We start from the raw sequence: 23,696 nt of genomic DNA, 5'->3' as shown, positions 1-23,696 counted from the left end.
GTAAACAGGCCACCGATGTGGCATTGCCCGCCGAGGTCCCGCTGGCCGATCTGCTGCCCGCGATCCTGCCCCAGTTCGGCGCCGAATGGGTCGAGCAGGGTGCGGATCACGAGGGCTGGGTGGTGCAACGGCTGGGCGAACCGCCGCTCGACGAGGACCGCACGCTGGCCGAGCTGAACCTGCTCGACGGCGAGACCGTCCACTTGCGACCGCGCGCCGAGCAGCTCGCCGCGATCGACTACGACGACCTGGTCGAAGGCGTCGGCGAGCAGGTGCGCGAGCACCCCGGCGCGTGGACGCCCGCGCGCACGCGCTGGATGTTCCGTCTCGGCGCGGGCGTCGCACTGCTGCTGGGCCTTTTCCTGATCCCCGGCGCGGGTTCCGTCGGTGTGCAGACGCTGGTTTCCGGTGTGCTGGCGCTGTTCCTGCTCGCCGGCGCCGCGCTGGTCGCGCGTGGCGCGGCGCGCCCGCAGGTCGCGACGATCCTCGCCGGGGTCGGCGTGGCGTACGCGACGGTCGCCGCGTTGCTGCTGGTCGAGCTGCTGGATCCGGTGGCGACGCCGATGATCCGGCTGACCGGCGCGGCGGCGGGAATGCTGATCGCGCTGGCGATCGGCCTGCTCGCGGTGGCCGACGCCGCGCTGCTGTTCGCGGGCGCGGTGATGTTCTCGCTGGTGCTCGCGGTGACCGGGCTGATCGGCTCGCTGACCCCGGCCACGACCTCGCAGGCCGCCGCGATCGGGCTCACGATCTCCCTGATCATGGGGGTTTTCGTGCCGTCGACCGCGTTCCGGCTCTCTGGCCTGACGCTGCCGATGCTGCCTACCGGAGCCGACGAGCTGAACGAGGACATCGAGCCGATCCCGCACAAGATGGTGACCGAACGCGGCGCCGCGACGGTGGGCTATTCGGCCGCGCTGCATGTCGGTTTGGGCAGTGCTCAGTCGCTTTTGCTGCCATTACTCGTGGTCGAGGGCCACGGCTGGTCGATGGTCCTTTCGCTGGTGATCGCCTTCCTGCTCTACTTGCGGTCGCGGCACCCCGGCGGGCTGGTGCAGCGGTGGTCGATCCTGGTGCCCGCCTCGGTCGCGGTGGTCGCCAACCTGGTGCACATCGGGACCGAACAAGGTCAGCTGGGCCGCCTGCTGGCGGTGTTCGTGCCGGTGTTCGCCGCCGGTGCGCTGTTGCTGCTCAGCGCGGAACGCTTGCCCGGCAAGCGATTGCGGCCGTACTGGGGCCGCGCGGTGGAGATCTTGGAGTCGGTGACCGCCATCGCGGTGATCCCGATCCTGCTGCAGGTACTGCACGTCTACGCGACGATGCGGGGATTGGCGGGCTGATGCAGTCACGCAAGGACCAGGTCCAAGCGTACTTCTTCGTGGTCGGGCGGCTCGCGGCCGCGGTGACCCACGGCAGGCCGGATGTACTGCAGGCGCCCAACCGGCGCCTGAACACCGGCACCGCGCTGGGCGTTCTCGTGGCGGGCATCCTCGTCGCGATCTTCGGCATTTACGGCCTTTTCGTGCCCGGCGGCGACAATTCGTGGCGGCACGCGGGCGCGATCGTGATGGACAAGACCGTCGGCGCGCGTTACGTCTATCTCGACGGCCAGCTGCGCCCGGTGCTCAATTATTCGTCCGCGCGACTCGCCACCGGCAAAGCGAACAACGGCGAAGTCATTTCGGTTTCGCAGAAGTCTTTGGCGGGCACGCCGGTCGGCCAGCCGATCGGGATTCTCGGCGCGCCCGACTCGCTGCCGACGTCCGCCCGGCTCGCGACCGGACCGTGGACGGTCTGCGCGGAGCCCGCGGGCAGCGGCCCCGGCGCCGCCGGTCCTGGCGTGACCCTGCTGCTCGCGCAGCACTCCGGACCCGCGCTCGGCGCCAAACAAGCGCTGTTGGTGTCCACACCGGACAACGCGAAGTACTTGATCTGGCAGGGAAAGCGTCAGCTGCTGCCGCAACGCGCGGTGCTCGAGACGCTCGGCTACAGCGACCAGATCGCGGTGCCGGTGACGCTGGCCTGGCTCAACACCATCCCGCGCGGGACCGACATCGCGGTGCCGCAGACACCCGATGTCGGCAAGCCTGGCCCGATGGTCGACGGCAGGTCCAGCGTTGTCGGGCAGGTGCTGCAGGTGCGCAACCCGGCGCTGGCGTCCGATCAGCTTTACCTCGTGCGCAAGGACGGCGTCACCCCGCTGACACGCACGAGCGCGGCGCTGGTGCTGGCCGCGCCGTCGACCCGCGAGGCCTACCCGAACTCCGCCGTCGCACCGATCCAAGTGGGACCCGCAGGCATCACGGGCGCGCCCGTCTCGGCCGGTCCCGATCTGGTCGCCGGGCTGCCGCCGGAGCCACCCGAGGTGGTCGACCCCGGCACGGAAGCGTTGCCCTGCATGAAGTTCGGGCCGTCGGCGAACGGCGAGCCCGCCGTCTCGGCCCAGCTGCTGCCGCGCGTGCTGGTCAACGCCGAGTCCGTGCCGGTGGCCGAGCACACACCGGGCACGATGGCCGATCGGGTGGCGATCCCGATGGGTGGGGGCGTGCTCGCCCGAGACCTCCCGGCGCCAGGCGCGGCGCCGGGAGCCGCTTTTCTCATCACCGAGGTGGGCCGGAAGTATCCGCTCGCCGGGCCCGAGGTGCTGAGCTCGCTCGGATATGCCGAGTCCTCAGTGGTGAAAGTGCCCGCGGAATTGCTCGCGTTGTTACCGAGCGGGCCTTTGCTCAGTGTCGAAGGCGCTTTACGCAGCCAGCCCGCGAGGCCATGAGGGAACTTCCTCCCTCCGGTATCACGGAGTCGCTCAAAGACTTTCGAAGCCATTCTGCCGGTTACTGTTCCACCATCAGGCTTTCAGTGAACACAGGAGGAATCCAGTGGGACATTCAACTCAACTCAATGTCGAGACGATCAATCAGCAGGCCGCACGGCACGAGGCCACCAGTGACAGCGTCAACACCCAGCTCAACCAGCTGAAGAGCGAGATCGAGGCCACGCTCGCCGCCAGCCCGAGCGCCGCGACCCGCGCGCTGAGCACCACCTGTGACAACTGGGTCGAGTCGGTCCGCAAGTCGGTGCTGGCGCACCTCAACACCATGGCCGACAACATCCGCCGTGAAGCGTCCAACCAGGACGGCACCGACCAGACCAGCATGCAGAAGATCCTGAGCCTGCCGATGGAGACCGGGAACTTCCTGGGCGCCTGAGCCCACCACCTCGTTTATCCCGAAAGGACTTTCAGCATGGCCGACGGAACGATCACATACGACTACAACGTCATCGACACCTGCCTGAGCATGATGGCCAACAAGGCGTCGGAGATCCAGAGCCAGACCGACGATCTGGTCGCCGACGTCAAGCGGATCATGGGCGAGTGGCACGGTTCCACCGCCGACGCCTACGAAGCGCTGTCGACGGACCTGAGCAACGACCTCACGCAGAACCGCGAAAACCTGGTCAACCTGAAGAACGCGCTGGGCCAGGGAGCCGATGACATGCGGGACCAGGACGCGCGCGGCGCCGGCGCTGTCGGGCGCTGACGCCTCTCGTTCCGCGGGTGCCGGGCCGTGCGGCCGTCCGGCCCGGCCCCCGCTCCATCCCCAGCCAGCAGTGAAGGAGTGTCATGTCCACGAAATTCGACGCCAAGGCCATCACGGACGCGGCGGGCAAGCTCGGGTCCATTATGGACGATATGAAGGCCTTCACCGAGCTGAAGGCGAACTGGCCCAACGCCGGCAAGTTCCCGCTCGCGCAATGGCTGGAGCGGATCGTCGACGACCGCCGCAACGGCGTCGTCGCGCACGCGGAGCACCTCAAGCTCGCGCTCGAGGAGATGGAGACCACGCTCACCAAGATCGCCAAGGACTTCACCAACCTCGACGGCGACAACGCCAAGAAGGTCAGCGAGAGCATCGGCGAGCTGAAGAAGCACATCCGCGACGACATCGTGAAGCTCGACGAGAACACCGAGTCGGAGCAGGGCAACTTCACGGACCCGAAGGACGACAAGGACAACGCCACCGACGGCGACGGCTACGACGACGCGCTGTACCCGGGCAAGAAGAAGTAGCACCAGCCGTCCAGCGTCCCTTTCCCCGGTGAGGATCACTTAGCCATGGCCGATAAGACCACGCACCTGGTCGGCGACTACAACCAGTCCGCGCCGGGATTGGAGGTCGGCCAGTATTCGAACTGGACCGCGCTCGACGAGGTCACGGCCGAGCTGACGCACGGCGGCAGCGCGTCGAGCAACAAGACGGCCGAGGCCTGGTACGACTTCGAGACCGAGTTCAACGCGGCCACGAAACGGCTGGGCGACATCAACACCCAGTTCGGCGCGCAGATCAAGGCGATGAAGGACGCGCTGGAGGGCGAGGCCGGTGACGCGTTCAACAAGTACGCCACCGACCTGCTGAAGGAGAGCGAAGACCTCTACCAGACGCTGGAGACCAAGAAGTACGGCCTGACCATCGGCAACATCGGGCACGCCATCCAGGCGTTCGCCACCCGGTGGTGGGAGACGGTCGAGGAGTCGCACCGGGTCAGGGAAGAGGCGATCAAGAAGATCGAAGACGCCGGGAAAGCCGCGGTCGCGGCGGCCACCGACGCCGACGAGATCACCCGGCTGCAGAACCAGACGATCGCGGACGCGACCAACGCCCGCGCGCAGTCGGAGATCAAGCTGATCAAGGAGTTGCAGGAGCAGTTCAAGGGGCTCGGCAACCAGTACACCGAGCGCGGCCAGGACCTGATGCCGCTGCGCATCGTCAACGGGCTGGCCAAGTCGGAGGACCCGCGGTTCAACGGTAGCGGCGACGGCAAGCCCGACGACAAAAAAGATGACAAGAAGGACGATAAGAAAGACGACAAGAAGGACGATTCGAGCGATGACGAGTCGTCGGGCTCTGGCTCCGGTTCGGGCTCCGGCTCTGGTTCGGGGAACGGCCCGAGCGAGAAGGAGAAGCAGGCCTACGACGACGCGAAGAACGCGGCGAACAAGGCCATCGACGACCTCGCGAACAAGACCGACGACCCCGAGCGCAAGAAGGCCCTCGAAGAGGCCAAGAAGGCCGCCGACGGTGCGATCGACGGCCTGGGCAAGGGCTCTGGTTCCGGCTCCGGCAAGGGCGGTGGCCCGGCGACGTCGTCCGACGGACCCGGCTCGGGCTCCGGTTCCGGATCGGGCGCCGGTGGGGACAACGGCGACGCCGCGCGGCAGAAGGCGCTGGACGACGCCAAAGCCGCCGCGGGCAAGGCGATCGACGGTCTCACGGGCGGTGGCGCGGGCGACACCGGTGGCGGCATGCCGACCGGTGCGGGCGGCGGCAGTGGCAGCGGCGCCGGCGGTGGCGACAAGGGAAGCGCTGCCCGTCAGAAGGCACTCGAAGACGCCAAGAAGGCCGCCAACGACGCGATCGACGGGCTCGGCAAGCCGCCGACGTCCTCCGACGGCCCCGGCTCGGCGGACAAGAAGGCGCTCGACGACGCGAAGAACGCCGCGGGCAAGGCCATCGACGACCTGTCCAAGGGCACCGACGACCCGGAGCGCAAGAAGGCGCTCGACGAGGCGAAGAAGGCCGCCAACAAGGCGATCGACGATCTCGGCAAGGGGGGCGGCGCGGGCGGTGGCGGCCAGAGCCCGGACGCGAAGAAGGCACTCGACGACGCCAAGGCGGCCGCGGGCAAGGCCATCGACGCGCTCGGCAAACCCGGCGACAGCCCCGAGCGGCAGCAGGCGCTCGAAGACGCCAAGAACGCCGCGAACGACGCCATCGACAAGCTCGCCAACCCCGAGAAGGCCAAGGCCATCGAGGAGGCCAAGGCGGCTGCGGACAAGGCGATCGACGCGCTGGGCAAGCCGGGAGACAGTCCCGAGCAGAAGCACGCGCTCGAAGCGGCCAAGGACGCCGCCAACAAGGCGATCGAGGACGCGGCCAAGTCCGATCCGCACTCGCCCGGGCACCAGAAGGCACTGGACGACGCGAAAGCGGCGGCCGACAAGGCGATCGACGCGCTGGGCAAGCCCGCCGACAGCCCGGAGCAGAAGGCCGCGCTCGAAGCCGCGAAGGAAGCGGCGCACGACGCCATCGACAAGGCGTCCAACCCCGAGCACTACAAGGCCGTCGAGGATGCGAAGGCCGCCGCGGACAAGGCCATCGACAAGCTCGGCAAGCCGGGTGACAGCCCCGATCAGAAGCACGCGCTGGACGCGGCGAAGGCGGCCGCGAACGACGCCATCGACAAACTCACGTCGAGCGACCCGTCGAGCCCCGATCACCAGAAGGCCATGGACGAGGCGAAAGCCGCCGCGGACAAGGCCATCGACACGCTCGGCAAGCCCGGCGACAGCGCCGAGCAACGGCAGGCGTTGGCCGACGCCAAGGAAGCCGCCAACAAGGCCATCGACGGCATCGACGCCTCCAGCCGTCAGAAGTCCGCGCTGGAGAGCTTCCTCGGTGAGGGGAAGACGGCGTCCAGCGACGGTGGTCTCGCGGACGCCAAGGCACGCGCCAACGAGGCACTGTCCAAATTGGGCGGTGGCGGCGGAGGCGGCTCCGGGCACGGCGGCGGTGGCGGTGGAGTAGGCGTCGGCGGGGGCGTCGCCGCGGAACCGTTGACCCGCTTCGACACCGATGTCGCGCGCTCGCGCGGGCTTTCCGTGCCGGGCATGCCGGTCACCGCGGCGACCCAGATCAGCACGGTCGGCGGACTGACCGCCACCAGCCCGGGCCAGGGCATGTCACCGGGCATGCCGATGGGTGGCATGGGCGGCGGCATGGGTGGCATGGGCCAGGGCGAGAAGGAACGCGAACCACAGATCTGGCTGCAGGCCGAACAGGGCATGTGGGACGACGGCGAGGGCACCGATTCACCGCCGTCCCCGGTGCTGGGAAGGAGCTGACCGGTGGGTTACGTCTCCGCGGATCCCCCGCCGCCCGAGGGGATCGAGTCGCTGTCCGGGCTGAGCTTCGAGCAGCTCGCGCAGCTGATCAACGAGGTCGGGCCCGAGGTGTTCTACCAGCGTGCGGCCGCTTTCGATCAGGCAGGCGCGCGGCTGCAGGAGGTGCTCGACCAGGTACGCCGCGAAGAACGGGCGATGCAGGACTTCTGGGACGGGCAGGTCGCGGAGAGCTTCGGCAACGTCGTCTACGAACTGACCGCCCGGATCACCTCGCTGCTGCAGACGATCCAGAGTCCGGGCTACGGCACGTTGCTGCGGCAGGCGGGCGACCAGCTCGCCATGCATCAGCAGCGCATGCGTGACCTGCAACTGGCGAAGGCCGAGCAGGACAGCGCGCCGCCGGCGCCGGAGGCCCCCGCGCCCGAGGTAGTGGGACAGGACCAGAAGCAACGCGCGTTGCAGATCGTGAGCGATCTTTCCCAGGCGTACCAGCAAATCGGCTCCGGGATGGCGCCGCCGGTCGACGCCCCCGACGCGCCCGGCACCCAGAACACCGTGACCGACGTCGTCGGCGATGGCGGTCCGGACACTGGCAACCCGGAGACCGCGAAGTACGCGACAGGTGGCGGAGGTAGCTCGGGCGGTGGCGGCTTCCTGGGAGCCGGGCTGCTCGTCGGCGGGATGGCCAAGACCGCCACCGGGGGTTCGCTGCTCCGTCAGGCCTCGTCGTCCGGGCAGATGGTGACCGCTCCCGCGCAGCAGGCGTCCGGTGTGCAGAAGGTCTTCCAGCCCACTGTGGACATTGTGCCGCCGGTGCTGGGGCAACCGGCTCAGCGCAGTGCCGCGGCTCCGTCCACTGTGGGTGCTCCGCTGGTGATGCCCGGCGCGGTGGTCGGCCGCAAGCCGGAGAAGAAGCAGACGACCACGACCACGAATGCCGCGGTCAAGGAGCAGGCGATCGCCGAGCCGGTCGCTCCTGTGCAGGGCGTCAAGCCGGTCACAGTGTCCACAACGGACGTTCCGGTGGTCGACAAGCCGATCGCATCCGTCGCGAATGGACCGTCGGAGATCGCGGCGCCCAAGCACGCCGTGGCGACGGGATCGGCGTCGACGGGCGGGATCCGGCTGCCTTCGGTCGAGGTCGCGCCACTGGCGAACCAGGCACCGGTCCGGCCGCTGCCCGCGGAACTCGCGGCGCTGCCGACCGGTGGCTACTCGATGACTTCGGGAGGTGCCACGCCGGTCGCGGCGGCGTCGTCGCATGCCGCCGCGACCGGTGGCATGCCGATGGCCCCGATGATGATGGGCGGCCTGCGCGGCACCGACCAGGACACCGAACGCGACGTCGATGCCATGCTGACCGAGGACCCGGACGTCTGGGACCCCGCGATCGGCGCGCCTGCCGCGATCGGCCGCCCGGCAAGGAAACCCGAGCCCGAGGTGCCGCTCACCGACTTGCTGCCCGCGGACCTGACCGGTTCGCCGTCGAGGAGGATCTGATGCCAGAACCGGATTCCGGGGTCTTCGACCTCGACCGCATGGCCGCCGACGCGCTGGCCACCATGGAGGACGAGCGGCGCAAGCTCGGCGAGCTGGGCAAGCTGTGGAAAGAGGAGCGCACCACGGTCCGCGCCAAGGACCAGTCGCTCGCGATGACGTTCGACGGCCGCGGCGAACTCGTCGACCTGGTGTTCAACGGCGACCGCTATCGCGGGCTCGCGCCGGCGCAGCTGGCCAGCGTGCTCGTCGAGACCTTGCAGCGTGGCCGTGCGCAGAGCATGGAGAAGATGACCGAGCTGATGGGCATGACCGCGGTACCCGGCCTCGATCTCGCCGGGCTCGCGACCGGAAAGGTCGACCCGCAGGAAATGGTCGACGCGCTGCTCGCCCCGATGCTCGAAGGAATCGACGGATTCGACGACCGGAAGAAGGAGCAGCGCGATGGCTGAGGAATTCTTTCTCGACCCCGACGGTGTCGGCCAGGCGACCCGCGATCTCAAAGCATCGGGTCGCCGCCTTTCCGGAGCTTTCACGAAGCTGACGGAAACCCTGGACCGCCATGACGGGTGCTGGGGCGACGACGACATCGGCAAGGGTTTCGAAAAGAGCTACCGGCAACCGTCCACCGAGGCCAGGACCGGCATCAAGGACACGGTCGACGGAATACTCGGAGTCTGCGACGAGGTCGACAAATCGGTGGAGATCTTCGAAAGCGTCGACCAGGAAAACGCCGAAAGAATCGACAAATCCGCTTAACGAGGTCACGGTGAGGAGGCAGCTATGAGTGGTGCTGACGAGACCACTCAGCTGCCTGATGGCCTGCAGAAGTTCTTCAAGGTCACTCTCGGCATGGAGTGGCCGGAGGGCAGCGAGGGCGGGCTCAAGGACATGAGCCGCGCCTGGTCGGAGTTCGCGACCGAGCTGGGCGTCACCGCGACCGACGTCAAGAAGGCCGCCGGCGACATCGACCGCGCGATGAACGGCAACACGGCCGAGAGCATCGTCGACTTCATCGGCGGCGACATCTACAAATCGATCGAAGAGCTGATCGGCCAGTCGAAGGAGTTCGCCAAGGAGACCAAGGCGACCGCGGCGGACATCCAGAAGGCCAAGATCATGCTCATCGCGATGGCCGCGATGGCGCTGGCCACGGTGATCTCCCTGCTGGCCTCGCTGTTCGGCGCCATCTTCGTCCCGAGCGTGCTCGCGGCCGCGCGCGTGGGGCTGGCCGCGATCCTCAAGGAACTGCTGGCGAAGGTCGCCCAGATCACCTTCAAGCAGGCCGCGATGGCGCTCGGCAAGTTCGCCTTCACCATCGCCAAGTACGCCGCGGGCGGCGCCGGTTTCATGGTCGGCCTCGACCTCGGAATCCAAGCGGGCCAGAAGGCCGCGGGCGGCCGCGACGAGATCGACTGGAAGTCGGTCGGCAACTCGGCGATCGGCGGCGCCATCGGCGGCGCTGGTTTCGGCGTTTTCCGCGGCGCGGGCAAGGGTTTCCGCAAGGGCCTCCCGCCGAAGGGCAGCGGCAAGGAGGTCCCCGGTTACCTGCGCGGGATCGGGCACGGTGGTTACGCGGGTGGCCAGGTGGCGATGGTCGCGTTCACCAACCCCGCGGTGAACGCGGCCACCGGCAACACCGAAGGCAACATGTGGGACGGCATCCTCAGCGCCATGGGCCCGTATGACGGCGGCGGTGGCAAGAAAGGCGGCGGCGCCAAGGGCGGGGGAGAAGGCGTCAAGGGCGGGGGCGGCCCGTCGGTGAAGGACAAGCTGGCCACACTGGACCTTCCCGGTAGCGGTAAGTCCATTCCGGACGGTCCCAAGTCCGAAAGCGAAGGCCCGTCGGGGCACGAGGTCGTCGACGACGGCAAGCCGGTCGGGTCGGTGTTCACCCCGGACGGTCCTTCGAGCGTGAAGGATGCTCCGTCGGAGGGATCGTCTGCGGATGGTCCGGGTTCCGGGCACTCCGGTTCCGAGGGGTCGGGCTCGAAGGGTTCTGGGCAGTTCACGGGCGCGGATTCGCAGGGCTCGAAGGGCACCGGGCACTCGACGGGGTCGAACGACACCGGGCAGTCCACGGGGGATTCGCAGACCTCGGATGGCGATGGGCAGTCCACTGGCACGGGTTCGCAAGCTTCGAACGGTTCTGGGCAGTCCACGGGGCCGGGTTCGCAGGCCTCGAATGGTTCTGGGCAGTCCACGGGGCCGGGTTCGCAGACCTCGGATGGCTCGGGGCAGTCCACGGGATCTGGTTCGCAAGGTTCAGATGGCGCCGGGCAACCGACCGGGACGGGCTCGCAGGGCTCGAATGGGGCTGGGCAATCCACAGAGCCGGGCTCGCAGGTCTCGGATGGCTCGGGGCAGCCCGCGGGCCAGGGTTCGCAGGGCACCAATGGTTCCTCGCAGGCCGATGGGCAGGGCACTGGTTCGCATGGCTCTGGCCAGGGCTCGCAGGGTTCGAACGGTGCGGGCCAGTCCACCCCGCCGGGTACGAACAGCGCTGGTCAGCCCGGTTCGCAGGAAGCCGGGCAGTCCACGGGACCGGATTCGCAGAGCGGTTCCGTCGGCGGCGGCGTCGGCCAGCCCGCACCGGTGACCAGCGGCTCGAATGCCCCGGCCGCGAATGGGTCGGGCGCTCCGGTCACCGGTGGGCAGCCTGTCGCAGGGGGACCGGCGCAGTCCTCGCCGGGTGGGTCGACGCAGCCCGCCCCGGTCACGTCGGGCGGTCCCGCTTCCGGGACGGGCACGCCGTCGAATTCGGGCGGGCCCGCGGTGCCGACCCAGTCTTCGGCCGGTACACCGAACGCCTCGCCCTCGACGGGCAACCCCGTGTCGCCCTCGTCCGGCCCGGCCTCGTCTTCGACCGGGAGCGCCCCGACGACATCGTCGGCCAGCCCAGCCACTTCGACGTCGGCGGGCAACCCGCCCTCGTCCTCCTCAGGACCGGCCAACTCCGCGTCGTCTTCGTCGGGACCGGCCAACTCTGCGTCGTCTTCGTCGGGACCGGCCAACTCTGCGTCGTCTTCCTCGGGACCCGCCAGCTCCGCGGCGTCCTCTTCGGGCTCGGGATCGGCCAATCCCGCTTCGTCCTCAGCGGGCTCGGGATCGGCGGGCACTCCGGCCTCGTCGGGTGGCCCGGCTTCCTCCGCAGCGGGCTCGGCCACCTCGAGTCCGGCGAGCAACTCGGCGACCTCTGGCTCCACGAACAACAGCGCTTCCCCCGCAGCCTCTTCGAACCAGCCGAACGGCTCGGCGAGCCAATCCCCGGCCCCCTCACCCGCGGCGGCGAAGCCCTCGGCGCCCGTCCCCACCGGAAACGCCAGCCCGACGCCATCTTCGGGCCCCGCCAGCCAGCCCGCGCCTGCTCAGCCTGCCCCGGTCAAGCCTTCGGTCGCGCCGCCCGCTCCCGTCACTTCGGGAAACACCGGCCCGGCACCGTCTTCGAGCCCGACCCCGAGTTCAGGCTCGGGTCCCGCTGCGAGCCCTGCCACCAACTCGGCCACCCAGCCCTCGGCCGCCCCGCCCGCTCAGTCTGCCCCAACCCAGCCCGCCCCGGCCAAGCCTTTGCCTGCCCCGGTCACTTCGGGCAACGCCGCTCCCGCGCCGGCCAGCCAGCCTTCATCCGCCCCGAGCAGTTCGAGCAACACGGCTCCCGCGCCGACTCCGACCAGCCAACCTTCGTCCGGCCCGAGCAGTTCGGGCAATGCTGGCCCGGCTCCCGCCCCGACCAGCCAGCCTTCATCCGGCCCGAACAGTTCAGCCAACGCTGGCCCGGCTCCCGCGCCGACCCCGGCGAGCCAGCCTTCATCCGGCTCGAACTCGCCGAACAGCTCGCCCGCCTCCACCTCGAATTCGGCCAGCCCAGCCGCCACTTCCAACTCGGCCAGCAGCACGACCTCCACTTCGAACCCGCCCACCACCCCAGCCGCCCAGCCCGCCCCGCCCAAAACCTCGACCACACCACCCCCTCCCAGCCCGTCCCCGGCCCCGCAGCCCGCCCCGGCCAACACCACCCCGTCCAACACCAACTCGACCAACACCGCATCGAGCCAGCCGCCCGCCGCGAACCCCGCGCCCGCCCAGCCCGCCCAGCCCAAGCCACCGGCCCCCAGGCCGGAAACGATCCAAGCCCCCGCCGAGCCCGCCAAGCCCATCCCGTCCACAATGGACAAACCGGCCAAGCCCCAGCTCGGCAAGCACGAGGAACCCGTCACCCTCCCCGACGCGCAGGCCGCGGTCGTCGCCGCCCACCTCGCCGCGGGCGCACCCGAGCACCGCCTCAACACCCCCACCGAGCACGCCCCGGACACCTTCCTCCCGCAGTCGTCCTGGCAGGAGCGTCGCGACGCCGCCCACCCGACCCGGTACAGCGCCGAACGCTTCGATCCGGACAGCACCGGCCGCACCGGCGGCGGCGAACTGTCCGGCAAGATCACCCAGATCCGCTTCGACCTCCGCCGGTTCGAAGCCGCGCCGGGGAAGTGGATCCGCGAGTTCACCATCCCGATCGACCTCGTCTCCGAATCCGTCGGCCCGCAGGCGCGGCGCGACCGTGCCGCCGAGATCCAGCGGGCGCTCGACACGCATTTCAACGAGCGATACCGGTTCGCCAACGGCGACCAGCTGCACGTGACCCTCGACGCCAAGACACCCGGCGAGACACTCCCCGGCTGGGATGCCGACTCCGGGCGTGGTGTGCCGGTCAAGATGTTCGATTCCTCGCTGCCGCACGAAAAGCTGAGCACCAACCAGCTGCGGTGGGACGTGCGCGGGTCCGTCAACGGTGCGTTGCACGAACTGTTCCACTTCGTCGGGCTCGGCGAGGGCGCCAAGAACAAGGCGATGCTGTTCAACCGCACCGATCAGCCGGGCATCATGGGGCCGAATGCCTGGACCGACGCCTCGCTCACGGCACGCGACCTCGGCAAGATCGACGAGATCTCGCGCAACGCCGGCCCGGTCATCGACCAGACGCTCACCGCGCCCCCGCGTCCGCGCACGCTCCCGCAGGTTGAGCCGCGCGTCATCAGCGAAGGCCCCGAATCCTCACTCCACACCCCGGCCGACGCACCCAAGCCCGATCCGAACAACCCGCCGCGCGACCCCGGCGGCCCGAGCACGCCGCGCGGCGACACCATCGAACTCGACAATCTCCCGCCCCGGCCGGAGCACGCCCCGCAGGGCCCGGCGGCGCTGCACGAGGTCATCCCGGACTACGTGCGCGACAACCGCGGGCCCGGCGCGGCCGAACAGGTCCGGCCGACCGCCGGCGCGGACATCCGGCCCGGGCTGGTCGCGGCCTACCCGGCGTTGCGTGATCACCCGATGCTCGACGTCATCCAGCGGCAGGTCGACACGAACATCCTGTCGTTCATGGGCGAGGGGCGGCCGTTCCAGCTGGTCGTCGGCGGCAAGCCGATGGAACTGGTGGTGCGCGCCGAGTTCGACTGGCCCCACGCGATCGCCAAGGCGCCCGACGGCGATCCGGCCGCCGCGAAGTTCAGCGCGAAGACCGACGTCGAGACCACCGCCAAGCTCGAGAGCTCGCGGGACAAGGACGCCACGGTCGGCGGCGCGTTCGCGGCCATCCCGCCGTTGATCGCCTCACTGAACCTCCAGGGTTCTCCCGCCGCGAGCCTGACGCAGGACGCGTCGCACACCATCAACGGCGGCTCGAGCAGCAAGGGCGAGGTCGCCAAGGCGTCCACCGAGTTCACCGCGCCGGTCAAGGTGACGACCGCGCTCGCCGACGCCAAGAACCAGCCGGTCGGCCGGATCGCGGACCCCGCGAACCCGGACGGCCCGCGGATCGACCACTCGGTCACGGGCACGGTCGACGTCAACGTCCCGACCCAGCTCAAGGCCCCGGCCGCGCCCCCGCACGACCTCACCCAGGCGCCGCCCGCGAAGTTCGTCGTCGAAGAGGCCGTGTCCAGCCGTGGCGCCGGCTTCTTCGACCAGGTCGCCAGGTCGATCGGCGAGGACAAGTTCACCGGCATCGGCTCGGTCGGGCGTGAGGTCTTGAAGGACTTCCTGCACGACAGCAACATCAAGGCGAAGCTGCCGGAGATGGCCGTGTTCGACGGCGACGCGCATCCCGACAAGGGCTGGGTGCGGTCCGGCGCACTGACGCCGGGCCCGACCAAGACCTCGTTCTCGTCGAAGTCGGGAATGGTCGAGATGCGGGCCGTCGCCAGGCAGGTCGAGGTCATCGAAACCGTCGCGGACGCGAAGAACACCGACATCGGCTCGCTCAAGAACAGCGGCGCCAACACCACCGGCGCGAAGCGCGTCGGCGGGTTCAGCGGCATGGTCGGCGCGGGCGCCGACGCCAAGGTGGCGTTCCTGTCACTCGGCCCGGTGTTCGGTTTTTCCCACTCCCGCACCAAATCCGCGGCGTTCGAGCACAAGTCGGTCGCCAAGGACTCGGTCAGCACCAAGGGCGACATGGTCCGCTACCGGACCGTCTACGACCTGCAGGTCCGCACGCCGGGGCATGCCGCGCGGACGCTGACCGGCACCATCGACGCGACCCAGGTGACCACGCACGACCGTGCCGTCGCCGCCGGGCTGGTCGACGGTGACGGTCAGGTCGTGCGCACCGGCGACGAGCGGACGCACTTCGCGCCGGAGCACATCGAGTCCGGGCACTCGCTCGGCGGCAGCTACCTGGACGACCTCAGCGGCGGTGACCAGGTGTATCGCACGGTCGTCAACGCGCTGCAGAAGGTGCCCGGCCGCAAGCTTTATCACCTCAGCTCCGACAAGTTCATCCGTCAGTTCGACGATCCCGAGTTCGCCAAGGGCATCGGCCACAGCATCGACGCGATACTGAGCCGCGATCTGCAGGCACGCAAGGCGATGTCCGACGCGCACCTCGGCGCGCTGCTCGACACCATGCTCACCCCCGAAGGCCTGCAAATCCCGCTGGTCAAGAAGGGCACCTTCCGCGACTACCACACCACGGTGACGCTGCGCGCAGACTTCACCATGACCGGTGAGTCGAACCCGATCAAGGCCGAAACCTCGGGCAAGGTCAAGGAAAAGACCGGCGGCAAGTTCACCGACGGCCGCGAGACCACGGTCACCGGCGGCGTGCAGGGCCGCGTCCGCGGGGTCACCGGCAAGGCCACCGGCACGTTCATCGCGGAGGCGAAGGCGAGCCGGATCTGGTCTAAGTCGCACAACCTCAACTCCGAGGGCATGGTCTCGGACGTCCGCAAGCACGGCGACGGGCTCAAAGAGGACGGTTCGCTCGACTCGCAGAGCCTGCGCCCGTTCGCGGGCACGCTCAACGTGACACCGGAGATCACCTCGTATGTCCGCGTCAACACCGCGGCGCGGCGGTTCAGCTTCGGGCTGCCCGGCCGCTCGGCGCCGGAGCTGGTGCACCGGCCTCGGGGTGAGGCGTTCGCCGCGCAAAGCATGCCGGTCCGGGTGCTCGTGCCGGAGAACCTGGTCAGCACCACCAGGCCGGACCCGGTCGACGTCGTGCGCGCCAACACGCGGCCGCACGACCACACCCCGATCAGCGGGCTGCGCGGTCCGTCGTCGCGGGTGCTGGACGGCGCCGAGATCCTGGCCGTGGTCGGCACAGAGCATTTGCAGGGTTCGGTCAAGGATCAGCTGGTCAGCGCGTCGAAGGACCCGATCTTCCGGTTCACCGATGGAGAGAACTCGAAGCTCATCTCCGACCGGCTTTCGCCGAACGCGCTGAAGAACGACCCCAGGCTGTTCACCAGGCCGATCGTGATCGACGGGCTGCACTACAGCAGGCGGCTGGCCGACGTCGACGGCAAGGCCGCCGTCGCGCTGTCGCCGATCAACCCGCAGCGTGTTTCGGTGCAAGAGTTCCAGGAGAACGCGAAAACCGTTGGTACTGCTTCGAAAGTCGGCAAGTCCAAGGGTGTTTCAAATTCGCTGGCTGTGACGTTCCGTGGAGTGTCCTTTGTGGCCAGTGACCAGGCCGCGACCACCAAGAGTTCGAAGGTCAACGCGATCGGCGTGCTGGTCGGCGAGTTCACGCCGTGGGCGTCGCGCTGGGGCAAAGGCAAGGGCAGTGAGCTGACCAGCGTGGAGCGGATCACCGTCGAAGACGGCGTGCCGGTCAAGCAGACGCTGGTCAAGGTCGGATTGGCGGCCGAGGTGGTCGCCGAGACCAAGGCGAAGGGCAACTTCGACCGGTTCGACCTGTTGCCGGACAAGAAGGTCGCGCGCAGCGGTGAGGCGTTCGAACTGGACGGTTCGGTGCTCATGTGGGCCTCGGACGCGCAGATCGCCGAGATGGAGCGGGTCTCCGCGCAGCTGCACGCCACCACCGTCGACGAGGTCCCGGTCAGGGGAGAAGCGCCCGCCGCCGCGCCCGCGCCCGGCCGGACGTTGGCGCCACCGGACTCGCTGGTGACGGCCAAGGGCACCTCGGTCGGCCTCGGCGCGATCACCACCACGATCGATCTCACCGACCGGATCCCGCATCTGCGCCGCAAACTCGCCGCTTCGCTGGGCGAGTCGGCCGCCGAGCGCCTGCTGCCGAAGTCTTCTTTGGACACCGCGCACGACAATCACCGCGAGCTGACCCGGTTCCTGTCCGATGTGCACCGTTCGGCGCCCAATGCGCTCAACGGCGGCCAAATCACCCCGCTGCGGCTGGAAGACCGGGTCACCGGCAAGACCTATTACGTCAGCGTCGGCGCGCGCTTCGTCGACCCGCCGTCGTTCTCCGGGATCGACCACGTCGGCAAGCTGTCGACCGAAGAAGTCGCGAAAATCGAGAACACCAAGCACAAATCGTCCGGCCGCACCCTGCTCGGATTGGGCACGAGCCTGCGCCCCGGCGCGCTGTTCGGCCAGAAGACCGACCCGTCCGTGGTCCCGCCCGGCACCACACCGACCGCCAAGCACGGCGCGGCGAGCGGCTCGCTGACGACCGGCCTGTCCGAGAGCACCAATCTCGGCGTGCGCGACACGAAGCAGAAGAACACGGGCGAGGTCGCGTACTCACAGACCGAGTCGACCACCGGCCCGATGGCGAACTATCGCGGCACCCTCGCGCTGGAGATCAAGGTCCAGCGCGGAATGGGCCTCGACGTCAACGGCCACGAGACCGCCAGCCAGGTCGTCGCCGTCGACAAGTCGCCGAGGCGCGAGGTGACCATCCAGAAGCTCGCGGAAGAGAGCTTCCCGGACCCGTCACACGGCAGGCTCGGCGAGGCGGGCCCGATCCGCTCGCAGTTCGGCACCGAAGCCCGCCCCGCCGCGACCTCCGACTGGCGCGGCGCGCGCGGCCACACCCCCTTGCCGGACACCGGGACGTTCGCCGCCGAGCACTACTTCGGCGACATGGCGGACCTGCGTGAAGGCGCCGAGCGGGCCATTACGCGGTCAGGTTCCAAAGTGGACTCCGCGACCATCGCCGCGCTCACCGCGGGCATCACCCCGGCGACGATCAAGGCGGGCCTCCCCGCGATGGCCAAGGGCGAGTTCGTGCTGCCCCTGCCGCCCGGCCTCGACCGCGACCTCGAGATCCACGCCCGTCTGAAGAACAACCCGCGCCTGGTGGGAACCAGCGCCGGCGTCGAGATCGACGGCAACATCAAGACCTCCGACGCCGACGTCACCGAGGTCAAGGCGGGCAGCGACCATTCCGCCAACATCGTCGCCCCCGCGGCGAGCGGCGGCATCGGCGCGCCCAACCACGCGAACACCATCTCCGAGGGCCGCAAGAACTTCAGCGCGATGTCCGGCAGCGTCGAGTACAACCTCCCGGTCGCTTCGAAGGACAAGGTCCAGGTCAACGAGGGCGGAGCGCCCAAGAACAAGACCAAGGTCCCGCAGTCCGCGACCGAGATCAAGACCGACAGCAAGCTCACCCGAGCCGATCTGCACGACGTCGAGTTCAGGTTCGTGGCCAGGCCGAAAGCGGGTTCGGCCAAGGCAGGCGTCGCGGATCTCCTTGTCCACGACGGTTACGTGGTCCGCCACCGCGACACTTCGGCGTTGCCGCGGCCGCTCACCGACGCCGCGACGGAGCTGCAGAAGGCGGGCAAGGAGTGGACCGAGGCGTACAAGAAGCACGAAGGCCTCAAGCAGACCCTGCACCCGCCGCTGTCCACGGCCCCGCTGGACGACGCGGCGACCGCCGTGCAGGCGGCGGAGGGCAAGTGGTGGGGCGCCAAGGCGGCCTATGACTCGGAGCTGGACAAGGTCCGGCACCCGGAGGCGGCGCGCGAGGCTGCCGAGCGCGCGGAACGCCAGCGCGACGCCCTGACCCGCGAGGCGCAGGCGCGGCTGGATGATGTGGCGGCCGAGCGGGCACGGCAGCAGGCCGAGCAGGCGAGGCAGCGGCAGGCCGCCCGTGAGGCGGCTGAGGCTCGGGCCAAGGCTGACGCGGAGGCTCGCGCTGAGGCTGAGGCGAAGGCCAAGGCTGAAGCGGAGGCTAGGGCTCGCGCTGAGGCGGAAGCCAAGGCCAAGGCGGAAGCGAAAGCCAAGGCTGAAGCCGAAGCCAGGGCTCGCGCGGAGGCAGAAGACAAGGCCAAGGCTGAAGCCAGGGCCAAGGCCGAGGCCGAGGCGAAGGCCAAGGCAGAAGCGGAAGCTAAGGCTCGTGCCGAGGCGGAAGCCAGGGCTAGGGCTGAAGCCGAGGCTAGGGCTCGTGCCGAGGCGGAAGCCAAGGCCAAGGCTGAAGCGGAAGCCAGGGCCAGCGCTGAGGCCAAAGCTAAAGCCGAGGCGGAGGCCAAAGCACAGGCCATAGCTGAGGCGGAAGCTAGTGCTCGTGCCGAGGCAGAAGCTGAGGCCAAGGCGAAGGCTGAAGCGGAGGCCAAGGCCCGGGCGGAGGCCGAAGCAAAGGCCAAGGAGGAAGCCAAAGCTCGCGCTGAGGCGGAGGCCGAAGCAAAGGCCAAGGAGGAAGCCAAAGCTCGCGCTGAGGCGGAGGCCGAAGCAAAGGCCAAGGAGGAAGCCAAAGCTCGCGCTGAGGCGGAGGCCGAAGCCAAGGCGAAGGCCGAGGCGGAAGCTCGCGAAGCGCGCAGGAGCGAGCACCTGACGCGCGAGGCGAAAGCGCGCACCGAAGCCAATGGCCCGGAGCGGGAGCGTCAGCAGGCGGAGCAAGCAGTCCGTGAGGCTGAGGCGCGCGAGGAACGTCGACGCGAGGCATTGACGCGTGAGGCGAAAGCGCGCACCGAAGCGAACGGCCCGGAGCGGGAGCGTCAGCAGGCGGAGCAAGCGGCTCGCGAGGCCGAAGCACGTAACGAGCGTCGCAGTGAGGCGTTGACGCGCGAGGCGCAGGCGCGCATCGACGCCGCGGCCCCCGAACGCGCGCGCCAAATGGCCGAACAGGCCAAGGCTGAGCAGGTTGCTCGCGCCGAAGCGGAAGCCAAGGCCAAAGCAGAAGCGGCCGCGAAGGCCGAAGCGCAAGCCAAGGCCGAGATCAAACTCGAAGCCGAAGCCAAGCCCGAAACGCAGACCAAGACTGACGCCGAGCCCACCTCGGCAGTCGAAGCCAAGCCCGAGGTCGAGCCTGCGCTTGAGGGGCAGTCCAAGGCCGAAGCTAGGCCCACGCTAGGAGCCGAAGCCAAGCCTGTGGTCGAGCCCGCGCCTGAAGGGCAGTCCAAGGCCGAAGTTGAGCCCACTCCAGGAGTCGAAGCCAAGCCCGTGGTCGAGCCCGCGCCTGAAGGGCAGTCCAAGGCCGAAGCTGGTCTCACGCCGGAAGCCGAAGCCAAGACCCAAGTCGAGCCCACGCCAGCGGCCGAAGCCAAGCCCGAGGTCGAGCCCGCGCCTGAGCAGCAGTCCAAAACCGAGGCCGAGCCCACGCCGGAAGCCGAAGCCAAGCCCGAGGCCGAGCCCAAAACCGAGGCCTCCGCGAAGCCGGAACCGGAAGTCAAACCCGAGTCCATCAACGAAGCCACAACCACCCCCGAGCCCATCACCCCCGAGCCCACCGAACCCGAGCCCGCCGACCCCGAAAACAGCGTCACCCTCGCCGACGAGCCCACCCGCGAGATCACCCCGCTGTCCTCCCTGCTCGGCCCGGCGCACGATCTGTCCGATGTGGACTTCGTACCGCTGCGCACCGGGTCGGGCGAGGTCGCGGGCGTCTTCTTCCCCAAGCCCGGCGAGGGAACCAAGCTCGATCTCGTCACCGAGCCCGACGCCTACACCGTCGCCATGCACCACGGCAAGGACGGTTTCTCGTACTGGCGCAAGTCGGACGGCGCGGAGGTCAAGCTCGACTCGGCGGATGCCGTCAAGCTGCTGTCGAGCACGAGCCTGCCCGGCGGCGACGGCTGGCGGCAGAAGGCCGCGCTCATTTGGCTGAGCTGCAACGTGGCCGATCCGGCGATCGGCAGGCTCGGCGAGCTGACCGACTTGCTCCGCGGCGATGGTTATCACGGTGAAGTCCGGGGTCCGGACACCAAGGTCACCCTGAACAAGGACGGGACCAGGTACTTCGAGGACGGCGGCGCGCTTCGCACGGCCGGGGAACCGGTGCGGCCCGAGGAGAAGGTCGCGGTCCCGAAGGATGTGGACGAAGCCGCCGTGCACGCCGAGGCCCAGGGGATCATGGAGGAGATCGGGTCCCGGTTCGGTGCGACGGTGGACTCCGAAGCAGGAGTCCGCGCGGTGCGCGAGTCGCACGCGGACGCGCCGGGGCGGGTGCGCGACGCCATCGCGACGCGCAAGTGGAATCCCGAGGAGTTGCGGGGTGTCCGGGCGGCTTTCGAGCACTATGCGCCGATTCTCGGTGAGGCGCGTACGCGTTCGACGCGTGCGGGAAGCCCGCAGGAAGTCGTCAGCGTCAGCGCGCTTAACAAGGCGATCAAGGGTACGAAGCCTTACCTGTTGGCCACTGGCGAGTACATCTCCTCGCACAAGAGCATGGCGGTCTATCCGTTGGCGCTCGTGTCGAAGGCTTACGGTGGCGGCGCCAAAGAGGTGCAGGCGACCGTCACACACGAACTCGCGCACGGCCTGCTCGACTACAAGCTCCCTGAGTTCACCGGAAAGGTCGGCAGCTGGACCGCCGACGGCAAGCCCAAGCTCGCCGAGGGCGCCGAAGCTCCTTACAACAACGCCAAAACCGCGAAGGACGACTTCGTCGGTTCGGTCAAGGCGCACCTGCTCGGCATCGCGAGCTTCGCGGAGACCGCGCCGAGGCATGCGGCGGCCGTCGCTGAGTTGAAGGCGCGGCATCCGGACGTGTTCGTCAAGCGGGAAGGGGAACTTTCCGGCAAGGCGGCCGAGCGTATCGCCCGCGAACTCAAGGACGAGCAGCCCGCGTTCAACACCGCGGTCGGGGCTTGGACGTCGGACGGCAAGATCGCCTTCGACGGGGAACGGCCGATCACCGACTACGGTGGCACGAACCCCAGCGAAGACCTGGCGGAAACCGCGATGGTCTACTTCCTCGAGCCGGACAAACTGCGCGCCGAGGCGCCCGTCCGCTTCGCGTTCTTCGAGGAACTGACGGCTGCTTGGCACGCGCCCGCGCCGACCGGCGAACACGTGACACTGGGCAGCGAGGTGTTCAGCGAGGCCGGCTCCGGAAAGGCCGAGGTGGTGCGCACCAGCAGTTTGCCCGAAGGCCTGAAAGGCGCTTGGGAACGAGGATCCCGGATCGTGGGCGACCTGGCGGCGGGCCGGGGCGCGGTGTGGGAAACCGCCGTGGCCAAGCCGCTCGATCAGCTGCGCGCGATGTGGGAGGACGGCCCGATCCGCAGCCCGGAGGCTCGGGCGCGGTTGGCCGAACAACTCGCCGGATCGCCGAAACAGTGGCGGACGGTGCTGTGGTCCGATGTGGTGGACGGGCAGCGCACCGAGACCTCACGGCTGCGACGGCCGCGGGCGCTCTGGTCGGTGCGCCATGACAGCGACGACAACGACGACTTGCTCGACGGTCTGGGCTTCGTGATGCCGGACTTCGGGCCTGAAGTTCCCGATTTCGGTCTGGACACCGACTTCGAGCCGGACTTCGACTCCGGCGACGATGACTCCGAGCCCGAGCCCGAGCCCGAGCCCGAGCCCGAGCCCGAGCCCGAGCCCGAGCCCGACGTCGACTTCGACGCACCGCGGTTCGACCCGCCTCCCCGCATCGAACCCGAACCCGTACGCATACAAGCCGAACCTCCGGCCCAGCCGGTTCCGCACCCCGTCGCGGTCAACCCGGCTCCCCAGGGCGCCGACCTTCTCGGCGGCCCGATCGAAGCGGTCTCCGTCGAGGACGCCGGCCAGCGCGTCATCAACGCGCTGCTCCGCGAACTCATGCTGCGCCCCGGCGACCTGAACCTCGCCGCCATCGCCGAGGCCGTCGCGACCCATCCGCGCGCCGACGAGGTGTGGACGCTCGCGCTGACGTTCCTGGCTTCGCACCCCGAATACGCCGACCGGATCCGCACGGTCACCCGCGACTGGCTCGGCCGGGACGGCGTCGTCCACCACGTCACGCTGCCGCCGTGGCTGGAGCAGCTGATCGTGCCGAAGCCCGGCCAGTTCCCCGATCCGAAACTCGGCCCGTTCGCGCAGCCCGCGTGGTTGAACCGGCCGGATCGCCTCGTCCCCGCTGCCGCTCCCACCCCGAACGGAGCATCATGACCGCCATGACGCCGGACAACTGGTTCCTGCTGATGGACCCCGCGTGGCGGCCCGCAGAGGAGGACGCCGCGCCGCCGATCGCGTCCGTGGTCGGCCTGTGGCCGGTGGAGTCCGACGGCAAGCTCGGCCGGTTCCGGCCCAACCCGGCCTACGTGCCGTCGAGCCCGGACGCGCCGTCGGATCCGCTCGACGCCGTGCTGCGGCTGATGCTGCAGGGCCGGGCCAAGACGGACCACATCCAGCTGATGCTGCGCGACACCCTGTTCGACATCGCCATGAACGGCGACGAGCGCCCGCTGATCACCAAATCGCCTGACGGAAACGCTTGCGTGGTCGTCGCGAGCGGGGAACTGCACCGCGCTCGGATCGCCGCGCCCGAGTGGCTGCGCATCGATCTCGAAGACCTGGTGTCACTGCTGGCCGACGACGTCGACGTGCTGATCAACCCCGGCGGCCTTGCCGCCGTACGGCTCACGGGCGACTTCATGCGCGAGACGATGCTGCTCGACGACGAGGCCGTCGAGGCCCCGACTGAGGGGCTGCGCACCGCGACCTGGTCCGGAGGCTCGTGAGTGTTCCGGCCGGTTCTAACCGGCCGGAACACTCACGACTCCAGCAGCGACGAGGACGCCGCGCGGCCGCCTAGGGGAGCGGACCACGCGGGCCGCGGCCGGGAAGGGGATCGCCCCTCGTCCGTCCGGCCGCACTGCGAAGT

Annotated in this window: 11 protein-coding genes; all 11 read left to right on the top strand. The window is 69.3% G+C overall.

The window, feature by feature from the left end:
• Positions 1 to 17: 17 nt before the first annotated feature.
• The 11 genes from eccD to BLV57_RS20940 all read left to right on the top strand — a co-directional run bounded on the left by eccD (position 18) and on the right by BLV57_RS20940 (position 23,553).
• On the top strand, positions 18 to 1,340 hold the full coding sequence (gene eccD, locus BLV57_RS21010; protein ID WP_245757437.1) for a type VII secretion integral membrane protein EccD: 1,323 nt from the start codon (positions 18 to 20) through the stop codon (positions 1,338 to 1,340).
• On the top strand, positions 1,340 to 2,770 hold the full coding sequence (gene eccB / locus BLV57_RS21005) for a type VII secretion protein EccB (protein ID WP_091291276.1): 1,431 nt from the start codon (positions 1,340 to 1,342) through the stop codon (positions 2,768 to 2,770). Before eccD ends, eccB begins: the two co-directional genes overlap by 1 nt.
• A 106-nt stretch (positions 2,771 to 2,876) precedes the next feature.
• Complete coding sequence (locus tag BLV57_RS21000; protein WP_091291274.1) at positions 2,877 to 3,206, top strand: hypothetical protein; 330 nt, start codon at positions 2,877 to 2,879, stop codon at positions 3,204 to 3,206.
• Between the two features lie 36 nt (positions 3,207 to 3,242).
• Complete coding sequence (locus BLV57_RS20995) at positions 3,243 to 3,539, top strand: WXG100 family type VII secretion target (protein WP_091291273.1); 297 nt, start codon at positions 3,243 to 3,245, stop codon at positions 3,537 to 3,539.
• A gap of 83 nt (positions 3,540 to 3,622) precedes the next feature.
• A complete protein-coding gene (locus tag BLV57_RS20990) occupies positions 3,623 to 4,069 on the top strand; it encodes a hypothetical protein (protein ID WP_091291271.1) in 447 nt (148 codons plus the stop codon).
• A 45-nt stretch (positions 4,070 to 4,114) separates the two neighbouring features.
• Positions 4,115 to 6,901, top strand: coding sequence for a hypothetical protein (locus BLV57_RS20985; protein ID WP_091291270.1), 2,787 nt, complete (start codon positions 4,115 to 4,117; stop codon positions 6,899 to 6,901).
• A gap of 3 nt (positions 6,902 to 6,904) precedes the next feature.
• On the top strand, positions 6,905 to 8,401 hold the full coding sequence (locus tag BLV57_RS20980) for a WXG100 family type VII secretion target (protein WP_091291268.1): 1,497 nt from the start codon (positions 6,905 to 6,907) through the stop codon (positions 8,399 to 8,401).
• Entirely contained in the window at positions 8,401 to 8,850 is a 450-nt protein-coding gene (locus BLV57_RS20975; RefSeq protein WP_091291266.1) for a hypothetical protein, read from the top strand. Before BLV57_RS20980 ends, BLV57_RS20975 begins: the two co-directional genes overlap by 1 nt.
• Positions 8,843 to 9,157 carry a hypothetical protein gene (locus BLV57_RS20970; RefSeq protein ID WP_091291264.1) on the top strand — a complete coding sequence of 105 codons (315 nt, stop codon included), beginning with the start codon at positions 8,843 to 8,845 and terminating at the stop codon, positions 9,155 to 9,157. Before BLV57_RS20975 ends, BLV57_RS20970 begins: the two co-directional genes overlap by 8 nt.
• A 24-nt stretch (positions 9,158 to 9,181) precedes the next feature.
• The gene (locus BLV57_RS20945) at positions 9,182 to 22,981 is read left to right on the top strand and encodes a hypothetical protein (RefSeq protein WP_143047110.1); all 13,800 of its coding nucleotides are present in this window, start codon (positions 9,182 to 9,184) and stop codon (positions 22,979 to 22,981) included.
• Positions 22,978 to 23,553 carry a type VII secretion system-associated protein gene (locus tag BLV57_RS20940; protein ID WP_091291255.1) on the top strand — a complete coding sequence of 192 codons (576 nt, stop codon included), beginning with the start codon at positions 22,978 to 22,980 and terminating at the stop codon, positions 23,551 to 23,553. Before BLV57_RS20945 ends, BLV57_RS20940 begins: the two co-directional genes overlap by 4 nt.
• Positions 23,554 to 23,696: the final 143 nt, after the last annotated feature.

The sequence above is a fragment of the Amycolatopsis xylanica genome, from assembly GCF_900107045.1.
In the GTDB taxonomy this organism is placed as follows: Bacteria; Actinomycetota; Actinomycetes; order Mycobacteriales; family Pseudonocardiaceae; genus Amycolatopsis; species Amycolatopsis xylanica.
Note: the sequence above shows the minus strand (reverse complement) of the source record. Positions and strands in the feature narration are given on the sequence as shown.